The organism is Paraburkholderia sp. SIMBA_027, from assembly GCF_046535315.1.
Taxonomy (GTDB): domain Bacteria; phylum Pseudomonadota; class Gammaproteobacteria; order Burkholderiales; family Burkholderiaceae; genus Paraburkholderia; species Paraburkholderia tropica.
Genome location: NZ_JAWRWY010000019.1, coordinates 40,245 through 58,990, shown reverse-complemented (window position 1 = coordinate 58,990; position 18,746 = coordinate 40,245). Strand labels below are relative to the sequence as shown.

At 64.1% G+C, this 18,746-nt stretch carries 14 protein-coding genes and 2 tRNA genes; 5 read left to right on the top strand and 11 right to left on the bottom strand.

Going from position 1 to position 18,746, the window contains the following annotated elements; translation table 11 throughout:
• Positions 1-24 precede the first annotated feature (24 nt).
• Positions 25-2,496: a ribonuclease R gene (gene rnr, locus SB764_RS30410; protein ID WP_065063221.1), complete on the bottom strand. Its 2,472-nt coding sequence runs from the start codon at positions 2,494-2,496 to the stop codon at positions 25-27.
• A gap of 444 nt (positions 2,497-2,940) precedes the next feature.
• Here rnr and SB764_RS30405 point away from each other — a divergent pair.
• The 3 genes from SB764_RS30405 (at position 2,941) to SB764_RS30395 (ending at position 3,846) form a co-directional block, all read left to right on the top strand.
• Positions 2,941-3,027, top strand: a tRNA-Leu gene (locus tag SB764_RS30405).
• Positions 3,028-3,246: 219 nt separating this feature from the next.
• Positions 3,247-3,333, top strand: a tRNA-Leu gene (locus SB764_RS30400).
• 246 nt (positions 3,334-3,579) lie between these two features.
• A complete protein-coding gene (locus tag SB764_RS30395) occupies positions 3,580-3,846 on the top strand; it encodes a hypothetical protein (protein ID WP_065063219.1) in 267 nt (88 codons plus the stop codon).
• 36 nt (positions 3,847-3,882) lie between these two features.
• Here the strand turns inward: SB764_RS30395 and oxlT are convergent, their stop codons facing one another.
• The 8 genes from oxlT to SB764_RS30355 form a co-directional block, all read right to left on the bottom strand.
• Positions 3,883-5,121 (bottom strand): oxalate/formate MFS antiporter, encoded by a 1,239-nt coding sequence (gene oxlT / locus SB764_RS30390; protein ID WP_234774809.1) that lies wholly within the window; start codon positions 5,119-5,121, stop codon positions 3,883-3,885.
• Between the two features lie 169 nt (positions 5,122-5,290).
• Complete coding sequence (locus tag SB764_RS30385) at positions 5,291-6,685, bottom strand: NAD(P)(+) transhydrogenase (Re/Si-specific) subunit beta (RefSeq protein ID WP_183716369.1); 1,395 nt, start codon at positions 6,683-6,685, stop codon at positions 5,291-5,293.
• Positions 6,686-6,694: 9 nt separating this feature from the next.
• Complete coding sequence (locus SB764_RS30380; RefSeq protein WP_410865894.1) at positions 6,695-8,260, bottom strand: Re/Si-specific NAD(P)(+) transhydrogenase subunit alpha; 1,566 nt, start codon at positions 8,258-8,260, stop codon at positions 6,695-6,697.
• Between the two features lie 190 nt (positions 8,261-8,450).
• Positions 8,451-8,687: a hypothetical protein gene (locus SB764_RS30375; RefSeq protein WP_410865893.1), complete on the bottom strand. Its 237-nt coding sequence runs from the start codon at positions 8,685-8,687 to the stop codon at positions 8,451-8,453.
• A gap of 57 nt (positions 8,688-8,744) precedes the next feature.
• Positions 8,745-9,191 carry a PAS domain-containing protein gene (locus SB764_RS30370; protein ID WP_065063200.1) on the bottom strand — a complete coding sequence of 149 codons (447 nt, stop codon included), beginning with the start codon at positions 9,189-9,191 and terminating at the stop codon, positions 8,745-8,747.
• 120 nt (positions 9,192-9,311) lie between these two features.
• Positions 9,312-10,562 carry a formyl-CoA transferase gene (frc, locus tag SB764_RS30365; protein WP_065063198.1) on the bottom strand — a complete coding sequence of 417 codons (1,251 nt, stop codon included), beginning with the start codon at positions 10,560-10,562 and terminating at the stop codon, positions 9,312-9,314.
• Between the two features lie 51 nt (positions 10,563-10,613).
• The gene (gene oxc, locus SB764_RS30360) at positions 10,614-12,362 is read right to left on the bottom strand and encodes an oxalyl-CoA decarboxylase (protein ID WP_074984285.1); all 1,749 of its coding nucleotides are present in this window, start codon (positions 12,360-12,362) and stop codon (positions 10,614-10,616) included.
• Between the two features lie 331 nt (positions 12,363-12,693).
• Positions 12,694-13,413 carry a GntR family transcriptional regulator gene (locus SB764_RS30355; RefSeq protein ID WP_065063194.1) on the bottom strand — a complete coding sequence of 240 codons (720 nt, stop codon included), beginning with the start codon at positions 13,411-13,413 and terminating at the stop codon, positions 12,694-12,696.
• 233 nt (positions 13,414-13,646) lie between these two features.
• On the opposite strand from SB764_RS30355, the gene SB764_RS30350 reads away from it, so the two are divergent.
• Positions 13,647-14,030 (top strand): hypothetical protein, encoded by a 384-nt coding sequence (locus tag SB764_RS30350; protein ID WP_065063192.1) that lies wholly within the window; start codon positions 13,647-13,649, stop codon positions 14,028-14,030.
• Positions 14,031-14,133: 103 nt separating this feature from the next.
• On the opposite strand, the gene SB764_RS30345 is transcribed toward SB764_RS30350, so the two are convergent.
• Positions 14,134-15,873, bottom strand: a complete 1,740-nt coding sequence (locus SB764_RS30345; protein ID WP_176079381.1) for a long-chain fatty acid--CoA ligase — start codon at positions 15,871-15,873, stop codon at positions 14,134-14,136.
• A 135-nt stretch (positions 15,874-16,008) separates the two neighbouring features.
• Entirely contained in the window at positions 16,009-16,782 is a 774-nt protein-coding gene (locus SB764_RS30340; RefSeq protein ID WP_074984291.1) for an SDR family oxidoreductase, read from the bottom strand.
• Positions 16,783-17,112: 330 nt separating this feature from the next.
• Between SB764_RS30340 and SB764_RS30335 the strand changes: the two genes are divergently transcribed.
• Complete coding sequence (locus SB764_RS30335; protein ID WP_110328007.1) at positions 17,113-18,522, top strand: hypothetical protein; 1,410 nt, start codon at positions 17,113-17,115, stop codon at positions 18,520-18,522.
• Positions 18,523-18,746: the final 224 nt, after the last annotated feature.

Sequence of the window (18,746 nt, the reverse complement as noted above, 5' to 3'; positions counted from 1 at the left end):
AATGCCCACGACGTCGACGCGATTTCAACGCTTCTTGCGCGGCGGCGCCTTCTTGGCCACCGACTTCGACGCCGGGCGCTTCTTCGCGGTTTTCGCGGCGCCACGCGCCGCGCGGGCTTCCTTCACGGCCGCCGTGGGCGCGGGTGCGGCTTTCTTGCGGCGCGACTCTTCGCCTTGCGGCATCGAACGCACACGCGGGCCGCCGTCCTGCGCGCCGCGCTCGTGCTGCTGAGCCTGGCCGCCGCGATTGAGCGCGGGCTTGATCGGCGTATCGCGCACGAGGCGGAAGTCGATCTTGCGCGCGTCGAGATCGACGCGGCTCACCTGCACGCGCACGCGGTCCGACAGGCGGTAGCGGATGCCCGTGCGTTCGCCGCGCAGCTCGTTCTTGATGTCGTCGTACTGGAAGTAATCCGAGCCCAGTTCCGTGACGTGCACGAGCCCTTCGATGAACAGCGAATCGAGCTGCACGAAGATGCCGAACGACGTCACGCCGCTCACCATCCCGCCGTACTCTTCGCCGAGCTTGTCGCGCATGAAATAGCACTTGAGCCAGGCTTCGACGTCGCGCGAGGCCTCGTCGGCGCGGCGCTCGTTGGCCGAGCAGTGCAGACCCAGTTCTTCCCAGATCGCCGTGTTGCCGCCACGCGCGCGCTTGCCGCGCTTCTCTTCGTCCTCGGCTTGCAGCGCGCGGGCGCGCGGCGACAGCGCCGTGTTGAGTTCGACGCCGTCCGGCGCGGCCGGCTGGTACTTCTTGCCCTGCAGGATCGCGTAGATCGCGCGGTGCGTAAGCAGGTCGGGATAGCGGCGGATCGGGCTCGTGAAGTGCGCATACGCCTCATACGCAAGACCGAAGTGACCGATGTTGTCCGGGCTGTAGACGGCCTGCTGCATCGAGCGCAGCAGCATGGTCTGCAGCATCTGCGCATCGGGCCGGTCGCGGATGTGCGCCATCAGCGCCGCGTAGTCGCTCGCGTGCGGCGAATCGCCGCCGCCGAGCGTGAGGCCCATGCCGCGCAGGAAAGTGCGCAGGTTTTCGAGCTTTTCGGCGCTCGGCCCCGCGTGCACGCGATACAGACCCGGGTGCTTGTTGCGCTTCATGAAGTCCGCCGCGCACACGTTGGCCGCGAGCATGCACTCCTCGATCAGCTTGTGCGCGTCGTTGCGCTGACGCGGCACGATCTGCTCGATCTTGCCCTGCGCGTTGCAGACGATATAGGTCTCGGTGGTGTCGAAGTCGATCGCCCCGCGCTTCTGGCGCGCCGCGAACAGCGACTTGTAGACGCCATAGAGATTTTGCAGATGCGGCAGCAGCGTGGCGCGCCGCACGGCTTCCGGACCCTTGGTGTTCTTGAGCACGGCGGCGACTTCGGTGTACGTGAGCCGCGCGGCCGAGTGAATCACGCCCGGATAGAACTGGTACGCCTTGATCTCGCCGCGCGCGGTAATCACCATGTCGCAGACGAGCACGCAGCGGTCGACGTGCGGATTCAGCGAACACAGGCCGTTCGAGAGCTTCTCGGGCAGCATCGGAATCACGCGGCGCGGGAAGTACACCGAAGTGCTGCGCTCGATGGCGTCCACGTCGAGACCGCCGGCCGGCGTCACGTAATGCGAGACGTCGGCGATCGCCACCAGCAGGCGGAAGCCTTCGCCCTTGCCGACCTGCATCGGCTCGCAATAGACCGCGTCGTCGAAGTCGCGCGCGTCCTCGCCGTCGATGGTGACGAGCGGTACGTCGCGCAGATCCACGCGATAGCGGATATCGGTCGGACGCACGGCATCGGGCAGCTTCGCGGCTTCGTCGAGCGCACGCTTGCTGAATTCGTGCGGCACGCCGTACTTGCGCACGGCGATCTCGATCTCCATGCCGGGATCGTCGATGTCGCCGAGCACTTCGACCACGCGGCCGAGCGGCTGCGAATGACGGCTGGGGAAGTCGGTCAGTTCGACCACGACCACCTGGCCGACCTTGGCCTTCTTGGGATTCTGCGTGACGAGAATGTCGTGGCCGATGCGCTTGTCTTCGGGCGCGACGATCAGCGCGCCGTTCTCGTTGAGCAGACGGCCGATCACGCTGCGGTTCGCGCGGTCCGTGACCTCGACGATGTGCCCTTCCGGACGCCCGCGACGGTCGTAACCGACGATGCGCGCGAGCACGCGGTCGTTGTGCATGACCTTCTGCATCTCGCCTTGCGGCAGAAACAGATCGTCCTGACCGTCGTCACGTACGAGGAAGCCGAAGCCGTCGCGATGGCCTTGCACGCGCCCGGCGACGAAATTGGAAGGATGCGCAAGCTGATAGTGACCGCGCGAATCGAGCCGGATCTGCCCGTCGCGCTCCATCGCGGCGATCCGCCTGAAGAACCCTTCGCGCTCCTGGCGCTTGATGGCGAGCGCCTCGGCGATATCGTTCGCGGTGCAGGGCGATTCGCTGGTCCGCAGCACGCCGAGGATCTCTTCGCGGCTGGGAATCGGGTACGGATATTTGCTCAAGGGCTTGTCGATGGTTGTTCTCGTTGCGTGGACGTCGGAGTTTGCGTGGCCCGAGCCTGTCGTGCCGCGCCCCGGTCTTCGAGTGCTGCTATCTACGTGTTCGAGTGTTGCGCGATGCGGCGGCCCCCTCGGATCGAACGTCGAACGCGCGCCGCTCCGCAGGGACTGCTGCGAGGCATTCTAACACCCGCGCACTACGCGACAATTCACCGTGCAGCCTTGTGCAGACTCGTTGCGAACGCCTGCGCGCGGCGCATCTCGAAAGCGCTGTTCGACCGGACCGGCGAAGCTCCACTCACGCCGCTGGAAAGCCCAGCAAAAACGCGCGCGCCCCGCGCCTTGAAACATTTTTTCAAAAGACGCTTGACAGTTCCTGCAGACACGCTACAATCTCGCTTCTCTGCTGCACGACACAGCGCAGCAGCAAGTAGTAAGCGACACCTTGCCCAGGTGGCGGAATTGGTAGACGCACCAGGTTCAGGTCCTGGCGGTGGCAACACTGTGGAGGTTCGAGTCCTCTCTTGGGCACCAAGATTCATGAAAAAAGCCGGCTTGATGCCGGCTTTTTTCTTTTAGTGTCAGCAGTCGTCGAGCTCATGCGGCTTACGTGGATTTGAGGTTATCTCACTCCGCTCTGCCCTCGGCAAGACCCGGATGTTTCTCGAAGCACCGCTTTCGCGAAATTTTCTTGAAAAGATCTGTTGACAGATACCGGGAACGCGTTATAATCTCGGTCTAGCTTGAAGACGTGCCCAGGTGGCGGAATTGGTAGACGCACTAGGTTCAGGTCCTAGCGGTGGCAACACTGTGGAGGTTCGAGTCCTCTCCTGGGCACCACGCCTCTTCAAGCAGTAATAAAGCAGCACCCCGGATTCATCGAAAAAGCCCGCACATGCGGGCTTTTTTGTTTCCGCGCCTCTTCTCTTCCTTCTTCCCGTCTGCATCGAACCATTCTCGTGCGCGCCGTATCGATACGCTAACGATACGCTACGGACACGCACCCGATATGTTCCGTGGTATACATTGCGAAAACAGGACTGGAAGCAGCGCCCGGCGCTGCACCACCACGCGCAGGGAGACCTGATGGAATTCGTCGTTATTGTCGCGCTGATCGCCGTGAGCTTCGGCGCCGCGGCGACGTGGCTGATCGCCACCCGCCTGCCCGCCGAATGGATCGAGCGCGGCCAGCATGAAGGAAGGTACGCGTCGCTTTCGATGCCGACCACCGCGTCTTCGTCGACGTCATCGGAAATCGACGCGCACCGCGTTCAGGCGCGCACCGATACGCGCCGCGTGCGCCGCTCGCGCTTTCGCGCCACCGCCCAGCGGTCCGGCAAAGCGGCCGCCTGAGCACCACATGCCAGACAAACCGCTCGCCGATAACGCCTACTCCCGCGAACCCAGCGGCGTCGCCACGAACGCATTCTCCGCGCGCTCCGGCGCCGCCGACTCGAAGATCCAGCGCCGCCGCATCGGCTGCAACACGACCTTCGCGCAGACGCCCGCCATCATCGCCACGCAGGCGGCAAAGTCAAACACCATGTTCCATCCGCCATGCACGGCGAGCAGCGTGGCGACGGGCACCAGCAAAGCCGCCGTGCCTTTCGCCGTGTACAAGGTGCCCGCATTGCCCGCTGCATAGCGCGCGCCGAACGTGTCCGCGCAGGTCGCCGGGAAATTCGAAAAGATGTCGCCGTAGAACAGGAACACGAGTCCCGAGAACAGCATGAACAGATACGGATCGTGGCCAAACTCGCGCAGTCCGAGCAACGCCAGCCCTTCGCCGAGAAACGTGATGAACATCGTGTTCTCGCGGCCGATCCGATCCGAAATCAAACCGCACAAGGGCCGCGTGAAGCCGTTGCAGAGATTGTTGATCGACAGCGTCATCGTCAGCAGCGGCAGCGACACGCTCAGCAAGGTCACCGGCATCGACGCGAAACCATACGACTTCGCGATCGGCCCGATCTGCGCCGTGGCGATGATGCCGCCCGCCGCCACGCACACGAACATCGCATACATGACCCAGAACAGCGGCGCGCGGACCATCTGCCGCGTCGTGTAATCGGTTTTCGTGGCGACCACGCGCCGGATGCCCGCCGCGTGCGCGGGCGGCTGCGGACGCACCATCAGCAAAGCCAGCGCCATGATGCACGCCCCTTGCAGGAGTCCAAAGAACACGAAGGCGGTCTCGTAACCCGAATGCTGAATCATCCGCGAAATAGGGATCACGGTGAGCGCCGCGCCCGCGCCGAAGCCCGCGGCCGTCATGCCCGCCGCGAGTCCGCGCCGGTCGGGAAACCATTTAAGCGCGGTGCCCACGCAGGTGCCGTACACGCAGCCCGCGCCGATGCCCGAAATCACCGCCGCGACGTAGAGCACCGGCAGCACCGGCGCCCAGGCGTCGAGCACCCAGCCCAGCGCCACGCAGCACGCGCCGCCCATCACGACGGGACGCGGCCCGAAGCGGTCGACGAGCCAGCCTTCGACCGGCACGAGCCACGTCTCCGTGACGATGAAAATCGAAAACGCGAGCTGGATCGCCGCTTGTCCCCAATGATGCCGCGCGTCCATCGGCACGACGAACAGCGTCCACGCATATTGCAGATTGGCGACGAGCCCCATGCAGGCGATGCCGGCCACGAGCTGCACCCAGCGGTTGTGCCGCCGCGCCGTGTGGCCGGCGTCGATGCGATTGGTATGTACCACGTTGTCTCTCTCCATTCGTTGATGAACCGCCGCGAACGGCGGCTTGCTGCATCACTGCGGACATCGCTTCGGCATCAGCTTGTCATCACGCGGTTTCCAGCTGGCGCAGCAACGCGTCCACGCTGCCCTTCGCGTCGCCGAACAGCATGCGCGTGTTCTCCTTGTAGAACAGCGGATTGTCGACGCCCGCGTAACCGGTCGCCATGCTGCGCTTCGAGACCACCACCGTGCGCGCCTTCCACACCTCGAGCACCGGCATGCCCGCGATCGGACTGCCCGCATCTTCCTGCGCGCCCGGATTGACGATGTCGTTCGCGCCGATCACGAGCACGACGTCGGTGCTCGTGAAGTCCTCGTTGATCTCGTCCATTTCGAGCACGATGTCGTACGGCACCTTCGCTTCGGCAAGCAGCACGTTCATGTGGCCAGGCAAGCGCCCCGCCACGGGATGAATGCCGAAACGCACGCGCACGCCCGCCGCACGCAGCCGCCGCGTGATCTCGCTGATGGTGCCTTGCGCCTGCGCGACGGCCATGCCGTAGCCCGGCACGATCACCACTTCGGCGGCATCGCGCAGCAGCGCGCTCACTTCATCCACCGACGTCGCGACCACCTCGCCTTGCGGCGCTGCGCTCGACGTCGACGTTGCCGCGCCAAAGCCGCCCAGGATCACCGAGACGAAACTGCGATTCATCGCGCGACACATGATGTAGCTGAGAATCGCGCCGCTCGACCCGACGAGTGCGCCCGTCGTCACGAGCAGATCGTTGTCGAGCATGAAGCCGGTGGCCGCCGCCGCCCAACCCGAATAGCTGTTGAGCATCGAGACCACCACGGGCATGTCCGCGCCGCCGATCGCCATCACCAGATGCACGCCGAGCGCCGCCGCGATCACGCACATGGCGATCAGCGCGTAGAGCGCCTGCGGGGCATCGGGCACGGCGACGAAGCGATAGCCGAGCACGACGCACACGGCCAGCGCGATCGCGTTCATCGCATGGCGCGCGGGCAGCACGAGCGGCTTGCCGCCGAGCGTGCCCTGCAACTTCAGAAACGCCACGATCGAACCGCTGAACGTGATCGTGCCGATGAACGCGCCCACGTAGATCTCGGTGTCGTGAATCGCGCGCTCGACGCCGATCGCGGGCCCCGACGGCGCGAGAAAATTCGCGAAACCGATCAGCGTGGCCGCGAGCCCGACGAAGCTGTGCAGCACCGCCACCAGTTGCGGCATCTGCGTCATCTCCACGCGCCGCGCGAGCACGGCGCCCACGCCGCCGCCCACCACGGCCGCGACGATGGCGATCTGCAGCCCCGCGCCCGCCGTGACGAGCAAGGTGGCAAGCACCGCGATCGTCATGCCCGCGACGCCATAGAGATTGCCGCGCCGCGCGCTCGCCGGATGACTCAGGCCGCGCAGACTCAGGATGAAGAGCGTCGCCGCGCCGAGCCACGCCATATTGCCGATTCCAGTCAACATGACGCCTCCTCAGGTCCGTTGGAACATGTTCAACATGCGCTGGGTCACGAGGAACCCGCCCGCGATGTTGATGGCGGCCACCACGAGCGCGATGCCCGCGAGCACGCTCGCGATCGTGCTCGACGCGCCCGGATGCAGCAGCGCGCCGATCACGATGATCCCGCTGATCGCGTTGGTCACGCTCATGAGCGGCGTGTGCAGCGCGGGCGTGACGTTCCAGACCACCTGATAACCGACGAACACCGCGAGCACGAACACCGTAAAGTGCGCGACGAATGCAGGCGGCGCGACCGCGCCGAGTGCGAGCAGCAACAGCGCGCCAATTATCAGCATGCCTAACGACCATGCGCCGTGTTTGCGCGCGTCTTGCGTTGACGGTTGCGCATGTCCTGCCGCCGCAACGTGCACCGGCGCATTCGGCGCCGCTTGCGGCTGCGCAGCCGATGTTTGTACAGGCGGCGGCCAGCACAGATTGCCTTGGTGCATGACCGTCGTACCGCGCTGCACGACGTCGTTCATATCGATCGTCAATGCGCCGTTTTTGAGCGGCGTGAGATCCGTGAGCAGATGACGCAGATTGGTCGCGTACAACTGGCTCGACTGATTCGCCATGCGACTCGGCAAGTCGGTATAGCCGATCACGGTCACGCCATGCGCCTGCACGACCTCGCCCGCGCGCGTGAGTTCGCAGTTGCCGCCCTGCTCCGCCGCCATGTCGACGATCACGCTGCCCGCGCGCATGCACGCAGCCGTCTTCGCATCGATCAGACGCGGTGCGGGCTTGCCCGGAATCAGCGCGGTCGTGATGATGATGTCCACTTCGCGCGCCTGGGCCTCGAACAGCGCCATCTCCGCTTCGATAAACTTCGCGCTCATCTGTTTCGCGTAGCCGCCCGTGCCGCCGCCGTCTTCATCGACATCGACGCTCAGGAATTCCGCGCCCATGCTCTCGACCTGCTGACCGACTTCCGGGCGCGTATCGAACGCACGCACGATCGCGCCCAGACCACGCGCCGCGCCGATCGCCGCGAGCCCCGCCACGCCCGCGCCGATCACGAGGACCTTCGCGGGCGGCATCTTGCCCGCCGCCGTGATCTGCCCGGTGAAAAGCCGCCCGAAATGCTGCGCCGCCTCGATCACCGCGCGATAACCGGCCATGTTGGCCATCGAACTCAGCGCGTCGAGCTTCTGCGCGCGCGAGAGACGCGGCACGCAATCCATCGCGAGCACCGTCACGCCGCGCGCGGCACACGCTTCGAGCAGCGCGCCGTTCTGCGCGGGCCAGATGAAACCGATCAGCGTCGCGCCGGTTTTGAGGCGCTGCACTTCGTCGATCGAAGGCGGCCGCACCTTGAGCACGATATCGGCGTTGCTCCAGAGTTCGAGCGCGTCGTCGACGAGGCACGCGCCTGCCTGGCGATATGCGTCGTCGGGGTAGGACGCGCGCTCGCCCGCGCCGGTCTCGACCTCGATTTCATAGCCGAGCTTGATGAGTTGCGCGACGCTTTCGGGCGTCGCCGCGACCCGGCGTTCGTCTTGCTGCGATTCGCGCGGAACCGCAATCGTCATCGCCATGATGTACCTCCGCGGGCGAGCGTTGCGGATAAAAGGGCGAACGGAATCGACGGCGCGCCAAGGGACCTGGCGCGCCGAAAGCGTGGCCACGACTTCATGAAACGTCTCCTGCTCGATGTTGGAATTTTGTGTGCCGCGGCTCGTCCGGCGCGCGCGGGCGCGCCATGCTGAAGGACCGTTTGAAGGCGCGCTAACGCGGCGCCCGGCCCGACTGAAGAATCGCGAGCGCCGCCGCGCGGGCGCCTTCAATGGCGGCGGCTTCGCTTGCGAACATGGTCTCGTCGACGACCTGCTGTTCCGGCAGCAGCGCGTCCGCCTGTTGTGCTTCGGCGGAGTGAATCGCAGCGAACGCGACCCAGCCGCCGTTGTGAATCATTTGACGGGCCGAGAGTTCGACCTCGTAGTGCCCGAGTCTTTCGGTATGCATCGAAGCGCTCCGTGCGGACCTGCGGCTTGAAGGGATGAGAACGACTAACCTGATCGATCAGGATTGCTGATCTTGTGTTTGAAGACGGGTTTCGAGTTCCGTCACGCGCTTGCGCAGATTGCGCTCTTCCTGGAAGCGCGCCGTCTCGTCGCGCACGACCGCGACGATGCCCGTGAGTTCGCCCTGCGCGCCATGCAGCAGCGCCACCGTGAAGGCGATGGACAGCGCGCGACCGTCCTTGTCCACGGCCGGCACGCGCAAGACGTCGTTGCCGTAGCGCGTCTGCCCGGTGGCCATCGTCTTGTGATAGCCCTCCCAGTGGCGACCGCGCAGCCGTTCGGGAATGATCAGATCCAGCGTCTTGCCGAGCGCCTCGTCCTGCGTATAGCCGAACATGCGCGTGGCTGCGGGATTCCAGTACGTGATGTCGCCGGCGGCGTCCGAGATGATGATGGCGTCGCCGATCGCATCGGCGAGCTGTTCGAAATCGATGGCGGCTGGCATATCGTTCGTCGTGGGGAAAGCGAGTTGATGTTCGGGTGCGCGACGCGGTTGGCAAATGCAAGCACGCCGCGCACCACACTACTGATACCGCACTGCTGGATCGCTACATCGAAACTGATATCACACCGCACGCACTTCGTGCAGCGCCGCGATCTGCTGCGGCGTGTAGCCGAGGTCGGCGAGCACTTCGTCGGTATGTTCGCCGAGCAGCGGCGAACCCGTGATCTCCGGCTTCAGTTCCGAGAACTTGATCGGGCTGCCCACCGTGAGGTACGAACCGCGCGCCTTGTGCGGCACTTCCACGATGGTGCCGCTCGCGCGCAGCGACGGATCGTTGGCGATCTCCTTCATGCTGAGCACGGGTGCGCACGGAATGTCGAACTTGCGCAGAATGTCGACCGCCTCGTACTTGGTCTTGTCGGCGAGCCACGCTTCGATCGTCGCGAAGATATCGAAGATATGCGGCTGGCGCGCCTGCGCGGTGTTGTAGTTCGGATCGTCGATCCATTCCGGCTTGCCCAGCGCGCGGCAGATCGGCTCCCATGCGTGACCCTGCACCGTGAAGTAGATATACGCGTTCGGGTCCGTCTCCCAGCCCTTGCACTTGAGCACCCAGCCCGGTTGACCGCCGCCGCCCGCATTGCCGCCGCGCGGCACGACGTCGCTGAAGCTGCCGTGCGGATACTGCGGATACTCTTCCAGATAGCCCACGCGGTCGAGACGTTGCTGGTCGCGCAGTTTCACGCGGCACAGGTTGATCACGCTGTCCTGCATCGACACCGCGACCTTCTGCCCCTTGCCGGTTTTATCGCGGCCGATCAGCGCCGTGAGAATACCGATGGCGAGATGCATGCCGGTGTTGCTGTCGCCGAGCGCGGCGGCGCTGACCGTGGGGGGACCGTCCCAGAAGCCCGTGGTCGATGCCGCGCCGCCCGCGCATTGCGCGACGTTTTCGTAGACCTTGAGGTCGTCGTAATGATGGCCTTCGCTGAAACCCTTCACCGAAGCCACAATCATCTTCGGATTGAGTTCCTTGATGCGCTCCCACGTGAAGCCCATGCGATCGAGCGCGCCTGGGCCGAAGTTTTCGACCATCACGTCCGACTCGCGAATCAGCTTTTCGAGCACTTCCTTGCCTTCCGGCTTCTTGGTGTCGAGCGTGAGCGAACGCTTGTTGCTGTTGAGCATCGTGAAGTACAACGCATCGGCTTCGGGAATGTCACGCAGTTGATTGCGCGTGACGTCGCCCGCGCCCGGACGCTCCACCTTGATCACATCGGCGCCGAACCATGCGAGCATTTGCGTGCACGCGGGCCCCGCCTGAACGTGCGTGAAGTCGATGATCTTGATGCCGTCGAGGGGTTTGCTCATTGCTATCTCCTGGTCTCGGTAGTCTGAAACGACTGTCCTGTACGGTTGGATTTATTTCTTCATCGCCGCGCTTTGCGGATTGAGATTCGTGAGGCGACCGCTTTCCGTGCCGGCCGATTCGTCGATCACGGCATTGATGAGCGTGGGTTTGCCGGACGCAATCGCGTCGAGCAGCGCCTTCGTGAGTTCCTCGGGCGTGGTCGCCTGGTGGCCGACGCCGCCGAACGCCTCGATCATCTTGTCGTAGCGCGCGCCCTTCACGAACACGGTGGGCGCGACGTCGGCGCCGCCGTTCGGATTCACATCGGTGCCGCGATACACGCCGTTGTTGTTGAACACGATCGTGCAGACCGGCAGGTTGTAGCGGCAGATCGTTTCGAGTTCCATGCCGCTGAATCCGAACGCGCTGTCGCCCTCGATCGCCACGACCTGCGTCCCGCTCGTGACGGCCGCGCCGATCGCGAAGCCCATGCCGATCCCCATGATCCCCCATGTGCCCGAGTCGAAACGCTTGCGCGGCTGGTACATGTCGATGATGCTGCGCGCGTAATCCAGCGTGTTCGCGCCTTCGTTCACGACATTGATATCGGGGCGCGTTTTCAGCACGTCGCGAATCGCCCGCAGCGCGCTGTGGAAATTCATCGGCGTCGGATTCTTGTCGAGCGTCGCGGCCATCTTCGCGAGGTTCGTGTTCTTGCGCTCCGCGACGGCGTTGAGCCACTCGGACGAGGGCTTCGGAAAATCCGCGCCCATGCCTGCGACCAGCGCTTCCACGCACGAACCGATATCGCCGATCACCGGCGCCTCGATCGCCACGTTGCTGTCGATCTCGGTCGGCGCGATGTCGATCTGCACGAACTGCTTCGGACCGGCCGCCGCGCCCCACGTCTTGCCCTTGCCGTGCGCGAGCAGCCAGTTGAGACGCGCGCCGATCAGCACGACGGCGTCAGCTTCCGCCAGCACGAACGAGCGCGCCGCCGAAGCCGACTGCTCGTGCGTGTCGGGCAGCAGGCCCTTGGCCATCGACATCGGCAGATACGGCACGCCGCTCTTTTCAACCAGTTCGCGAATCTGCGCGTCGGCCTGCGCGTACGCCGCGCCCTTGCCCAGCAAGATCAGCGGACGCTTCGCATTCCTGATGACATCGAGTGCGCGTTTCACGGCGTCGGGCGCCGGAATCTGGCGCGGCGCGGCGTCCACGACCTTGATGAGCGACTGCTTCGCCTTCACCGCGTCGATGGTCTGCGCGAGCAGCTTGGCGGGCAGATCGAGATAGACGCCGCCCGGGCGACCCGAGACCGCCGCGCGAATCGCGCGCGCCACGCCGACGCCAATGTCTTCCGCATGCAGCACGCGATACGCCGCCTTGGCATAAGGCTTGGCCGCGTTGAGCTGGTCCATCTCTTCGTAGTCGCCCTGTTGCAGGTCGACGATTTCGCGCTCGCTCGAACCGCTGATGAGGATCATCGGAAAGCAGTTCGTCGTGGCGTTGGCCAGCGCCGTGAGCCCGTTGAGAAAGCCCGGCGCGGACACCGTCAGGCAGATGCCGGGCTTCTTGGTCATATAGCCCGCGACGGCGGCCGCGTTGCCCGCGTTCTGCTCGTGGCGAAAGCCGATAAAGCGCATGCCTTCGGCCTGCGCGAGCCGCGCGAGGTCCGTGATGGGAATCCCCACGAGACCGAAGATCGTGTCGATATCGTTGAGCTTGAGCGCATCGATGACGAGATGAAAACCATCCGTCGTTGCTTGCGCCTCTTGCGCAGGGCTGTTCTGCGCGTCGTTGATGCCTGCTTCTGCCATGACGTCTCCTCTTTGGCGGGGCGTTGTGTGATCCGTGATATACAATATTCCACACACAATATTAGTCAAGACGTTTTTTTACGCGGTGGCGGCGTGTTGCAGTGCGAGGTGACGCGCGGACCTTGTGTCATCGGGCTTGCGCCCTTGCGCTCTGATGCACCACACAAACTTCGCCGGCTTCAAGTGCTGCAAACCGCGCAAATTACTTCGTATTCCGTACTATTCAGATAGCGTCCGGACACGCATCAAGACGAATTACGTATCAATGCGCGCCGCTCATGCGGCGTTCACATCAAACGCGACGGGATGCGCGAACTTCAGCCGACGAAGCTCAGTCGAGAAAATCGCAATTCGCTTCGACGAACAGCGCGAGGTCGATCGAATGCTGCCGCACGAGGCGCTCGACGCGCTCGGTATCGCGCGCCTCCAGCGCTTCGATAATGCGCATGTGATCCACGATCGATCTCGACGCGCGATCGCTCTGCGCGATCGTCATCCGTCGTATCGCGCGCACGTGCATGAAAATGTTCTTGATGGTCTCGATGATGATCGGCGACTTCGACAGCTCCACCAGCGACTGGTGAAACATGATGTTCGCCTCGGAGTATTCCTCGATGTGCTCGGCTGGCCGCGCGTCGTCGAAGTCGGCGAACATGCTGCGCAGGCGCGCGATTTCCTCGTCGCTCGCGCGTTGCGTCGCGAGACGCGCCGCGATGCTTTCGAGCGCGGCCCACATATAGATCATCTCGACGATTTCCTTGCGCGTCTTGCGCAGGATGTAGACGCCGCGTCGCGGCACCGTGCGCAGGAAGCCTTCCTGTTCGAGCAGCGTCATGGCTTCGCGCACCGGCGTGCGGCTCACGCCGAGTTTCTCGGTCAGTTCTTTCTCATCCAGACGAATTTCGTCTCGCGAACGGTAGATGTCGGTTTCGGCGATGGCCTGCTTCAATTTTGCGTAGGCCTGGTCGCGCAAAGAGAGCGCGGCGTGAATCGGTTCGAGCGTCAAGGTCAGCGAGGCTGCCCCGGCTTCGTCTTGCATATTGGCGGACATCGGTCGTTTGTCTCCAGCGTTCTATTGAGCAGGCCGGCACAACTCATCGATTTCATATTTCCAATACAATATATCAGTGATATCGACAGCACTACGGGGGGTTTACGCGGAGCCTGCACGCGTCGTCACTGATATAGACGATGACTTATATAGATCGAAAAAAACTTTAACTATCGTTTATTGATTGGGGCTTCTACATTGGATTCACGCCTTTCGCGAACCAGGAGACAGCCATGAGCCCCTCACCCGCCCGCCCGTACGGCACCGAGCAAGAGTCAGGTTTGCATACGCAGTTGTGCGCTTTCAATTCGGCATTCGCCGAACTGGGTTTGCGGTTTCGCTGGGATGCCGCCACGCTCTATGCACTCGCGGCGATCGAAGGCGAAGCGGCGCGTATTGCGAGCTATATCCAGACGCATCATCCGCATCTGTTGAACGCGTACAGCATCGAGTTTTTATGCGAGGCGATTCTCGGCCGCAAGAATGCGCAGGCGCCGGGCGAATGGCGTGCGGAGACCACGCTGCAGCGCGCGGCTACGAGCCAGCAGGCCGCTGCGGCAACGCGCGATGGATGGGATTGGAGCGAGCCGGGCTTGCCGGCTTTGGCAGGTGCCTGAGCGCGCCTGAAGCGCGCGCCAGGGCTGAGAAAACAGCAAGACGCGAACCATCTGGAAGCATCCAGACGATTCGCGTCTTGATCGAGGCACAATCCGGCTGGCGTCAAGCCCGCGCGGCGGCCTCGTCTTCCTGCAGCTTGCGCCAGAGGATCTTGCCGCTGCCCGACTTCGGCAGCGTGTCGACGAACTGCACGATGCGCGGCGCCTTGTACGCCGCCATGTTTTCGTGCGCCCACGCGATGATGTCGTCTTCGTTCACGCTGCCGAGCTGCTTCGGATCGAGCACGACCACGGCCTTCACCGTTTCGCCGCGCTTCGCATCCTGCGTGCCGATGATGCACACCTCCTTGATCGCCGGATGCCGGTACATCAGCGCTTCGACTTCGGCCGGCCAGACCTTGTAGCCCGACGCGTTGATCATGCGCTTGAGGCGATCAGTCATGAAGTAATAACCTTGCGCGTCGCGCCGCACGAGGTCGCCGGTACGCAGGAAACGCTTGCCGTCACGCTCGATGAACGCTTCGGCGGTCGCTTTCGCGTTGCCCCAATAGCCGAGCATCACCTGCGGCGCGCTCATGATCAGTTCGCCAGCTTCGCCTTCGGGCACGTCCTCGAGCGTGATCGGATCGACAATGCGCGCGTCGACGTCGAACACCGGAATGCCCAGGCACTGCGGCTTCGGATTCTGCGGCGGATTGATGTGCGTGGCCGCCATCGTCTCCGACATGCCATAGCCTTCGACGAACTCAAGGCCCGTGAGATCGCGCAGCTTCTTCACGACGGCGTCCGGCATGGTCGCGCCGCCACCGCGCATCCACGCAAGACTCGACAGATCGTATTCGCCGATACGCGGATTCGAAATGAAATCGACCACCATCGTCGAAATCGCCTGCCAGCCGTTGATGCGGTAATGCTCGATCGCGCGCGCGGCCGCGTCGCGATCCCAGCGCGGCAGAATCACGATGGTCGAGCCGTTATAGAGCGGACTGTTCATGCCGCCCTGCATGCCGGTCACGTGAAAGAACGGCAGCACGGAAAGCTGCACGGCGTCCTGATTGCTGCCGAACCAGTTGCAGCCGCCCACCGCCGTGCACATCACCGAACGATGCGTGTGCATGCATCCCTTCGGCTTGCCGGTCGTGCCCGAGGTGTACGGCATCACGCACAGATCGTCGGGACCGGCGGTGAGCGGACCCGGCGTGCAACGCGCGGCGAGCACGTCGGCCCAATGCACGACGCCAGGCCCTTCCACCTGACGCGGCGCGCTCACGAATTCCGGCGGCGGCGACGAAGGCGTGTTCTTCAGATAATCGCTATACGTCGCGACGATCAGGTGTTGCAGCTTGCCTTCCCCCTCACCCGCCAGCGGCGCGATACGCGGATACAACTCCTGCGCGACGAAAGCCGTCGTCGCCCCGCTGTCCTCGACGTAATGCTCGAGTTCCTCGGTGAGATTCATCGGATTGACCGGCACCACGACGGCGTTCGCGCGCAGGATGCCGTAGTACGCGAGCACCCATTGCGGGCTGTTCTGCACGTAGAGCAGCACGCGGTCGCCCGCCTTCACGCCGCAGTGCTGTTGCAGATAACCGGCCACGCGCTCGGCTTCGTCCTTGAACTGCGCGAACGTGACGGGCGTGTCGTAGAAGTAGATGAAGGGCTTGTCGGGAAAGCGCGCGGCCGAAACCTCGGCGTTATAGAAGAGGTTCGTGCCGGGAATGCTCAGATGCGGCGAGAGATGTGCGGGCCAGTGCGGCGAACTGGGTGTTGTGCTGTGTGCTGCAGTGTGAGTCGCGCGGGATGCGCTTGAGTCCTGCGAAGCTGCGATGGCGGATGTGGACATGGCGGGTTCCGTCTCCTCGAACGCGCGCCGTCGAGCGCGGCGCGCGCGTCTTGCAATCGGTCAATCGGTTAGTCGGCTAGTCGGCCGCGGCGTAGCGCGGACCGTCCGCAATTTTACTTCGGACTACGACGCGAATCAGACGATGCTCGCGCCGCCGTCGATCGCCAGATACTGGCCGGTCACGTGGCGCGACGCCGCGCTGGCAAGAAACACCACAGCGCCCTTGAGATCGCTCTCGTCGCCCAGACGCTGCAGCGGCGTATGGTCGATCACGCTCTGGCCGAGCTTGTCGAGCAGGCCCGCCGCCATTTTGGTCGGGAAAAAGCCCGGGCAGATCGCATTCACGTTGATGCCGTACTTGCCCCATTCCGCCGCGAGCGCGCGCGTAAAGTTGATCGCTGCGGCCTTCGAGGTGTTATAGGCGATGGTCTGCATCGGGCCGAGCGAGCCCTTGAGACCGGCGATCGAAGCGATGTTGATGATCTTGCCGCGCTTGCGGGCGATCATGCTGCGCTTGCCTACTTCGCGCGCGAGAAAGAACGGCGCGTTCACGTTCAGGTTCATGACCTTGTGCCAGGCCTCGTCCGGATAATCCTCCGCCGGTGCGCCCCACGTCGCGCCCGCATTGTTCACGAGAATGTCGATCTGGCCGCACGCCGCGAGCGTTTCGTCGACGAGCTTCGTGGCCGCCTCCGGACGCTGCAGGTCGCTGACAATCGTCATCGCCTCGATTCCGCGCGCCTGAAGATGGCGCTGCGCCTCGGCGAGTTCGTCGGCCTTGCGCGCCGTGATCACGACCCGGCAGCCCATTTCACCCAGCGCCTCGGCCATCTGCAGGCCGAGCCCGCGCGAGCCGCCCGTGATGAGCGCCACCTGACCGCCCAGTTCGAACAATTCCCTGACCTGCATGCTTGTGTCTCCTTGATGTCTGTCTGGACCGCTAAGGCCCGGATTGCCCTGAAGCCTGATCCGCGTTCCGCTTGACGGAACGCGTAACGTCGAGTCGATTCTAGTCACCGCATCTGACGGCGGCAATCAGGAAAAGCACGGTCGTTCATTATCAGCGAAATTGTGCGCGGCGTGCCGCGAAGCTTGCAACGCGCGCGAATTGGCGACGGCGCGACATCCGGAAGCATGCGGTTTGAATCGCTCGCTCTCTATAAATTAGGACGTATCCGATGTGCGGCGGCGAGGCCCGTCTCTAAGCTCTTTCTCATAAACAGTGAGAATGACGCCCCCATGCACTCCGACCCCGAACATCGACTCGTCGCGGCCTTCGCCGCCCATGCGCGCGCGCCGCTCGATCCCGCCGCGCTGCTCGACATCTGCCATGCGCTGATCGGCGTGCAGCGCGACGAGCACATGCTCGCGTGGGCGGAAAAAGGACTTGCGCTCGCGCCTGGCCATGCGGGCTTCGTTCACGCGCGGGCGCGCGCGCTGCGCCTGCTCGGCGAGCACGCGCGGGCCGCGCAGACGTGGATCGATGCAGCGCAGACGCGCTGGGCGCCCCTCTTTTACGAAGCGCGACTGGGCCGCGACCTCTATTTGAGCGGCGAGACGCACCAGGCCATCGCCGTGCTGGAGCGCGCGGTCCACAGCCCGCTACCCGACGACCAACCCGACAAGCTTCGCGCGCGCAAATGGCTGGCCGAAGCCATGCTGAGTCTCGGCGACGCGCGCGGTTTCACGCACTGGCTGTACCGCAACCAGGGCGACAGCGGCAACTTTCGCCACGCCGACGTGCCGATGTGGAACGGCCAGCGCGATCTGCGCGGCGAGCGCGTGCTCGTCACGCATCAGATGGGCTACGGCGATCAGTTCATGCTGTATGGCGCGCTGCGTCACTGGCGCGACGCCGGCGCGGAGATCATGGTGACCTGCGACGCGGCCATTCACAGCGTGCTCGAAGCCTCGCTGCCCGATTGCCGCGTCGTGGCCGCGCGCCGCCCGCTGACCGTCGCAGTGCCTATCGAGGCCGCACTGCTGCCCGACGTTCACGACTTCGCGCCGACCCAGCAGGCCACGCTGCTGCATCTGCCGCTGCTGACCGCACACGACACGGCGCGCCCCGATCCGTACTTTCCTGCCTATATCCGCGCGCCCGAGTCCGCCCGCGCGAACGGCGCAATCTGGGGCGAGGCGATGCGCGCGCAGCACCGCGGCAAGCGGCTCGTGGGCCTGTTTTGGGACTGCGCGCAACGGCACGCCCAGACGCTGCGCAGCAAGGAGCGCAACTGGGCACGCCTGCGCAGCATGCCGCTCGACGCGCTCGAACGCCTCACGATGAACCCGGCGCTCGGCGAGCGCGTCCAGTTCGTGAGCCTGTTGCATCCGGACGTGGAAATGCATGGTGGAACGCCGCGCGGCCACGTCAGTCATTACGCGCCCGCCATCCGCACGTTCGCCGACACCACTGCGTGCATCGAGCAACTCGACGCCGTAGTGAGCGTGGACGCCGGCGTGGCCAATCTCGCGGCGATGGCCGGCAAGCCCACCGCCGTGCTCGTCAACCCGACCGGCGAATGGCGCTGGGGCAAGGACGGCGCGCACTCGCCCTGGATACGCGACGCGCACGTGTTGCGTCAGCAGACGATGGGCGACTGGTCGAACGTCATCGCCGCGACGCTCGACTGGCTCGGGCAACGCTGATCGCCGCGCCGCAAAGCGCTACGCACTCCAGAGCGTATCTGGGCACTCGATCCGGGTTAACCGCAATTAAAAAATTAATCTAAATACCGCTGCATCGCTTGCTCAATCCATTCAACATTCAATTATGGCTTCATTTTAATTACATTTAAATTACCAATAAAACAGAACGCTTTCATATTTCCCCATCTTTACCAGGGATTAGTACGGGTTGCGCCCGACATTCA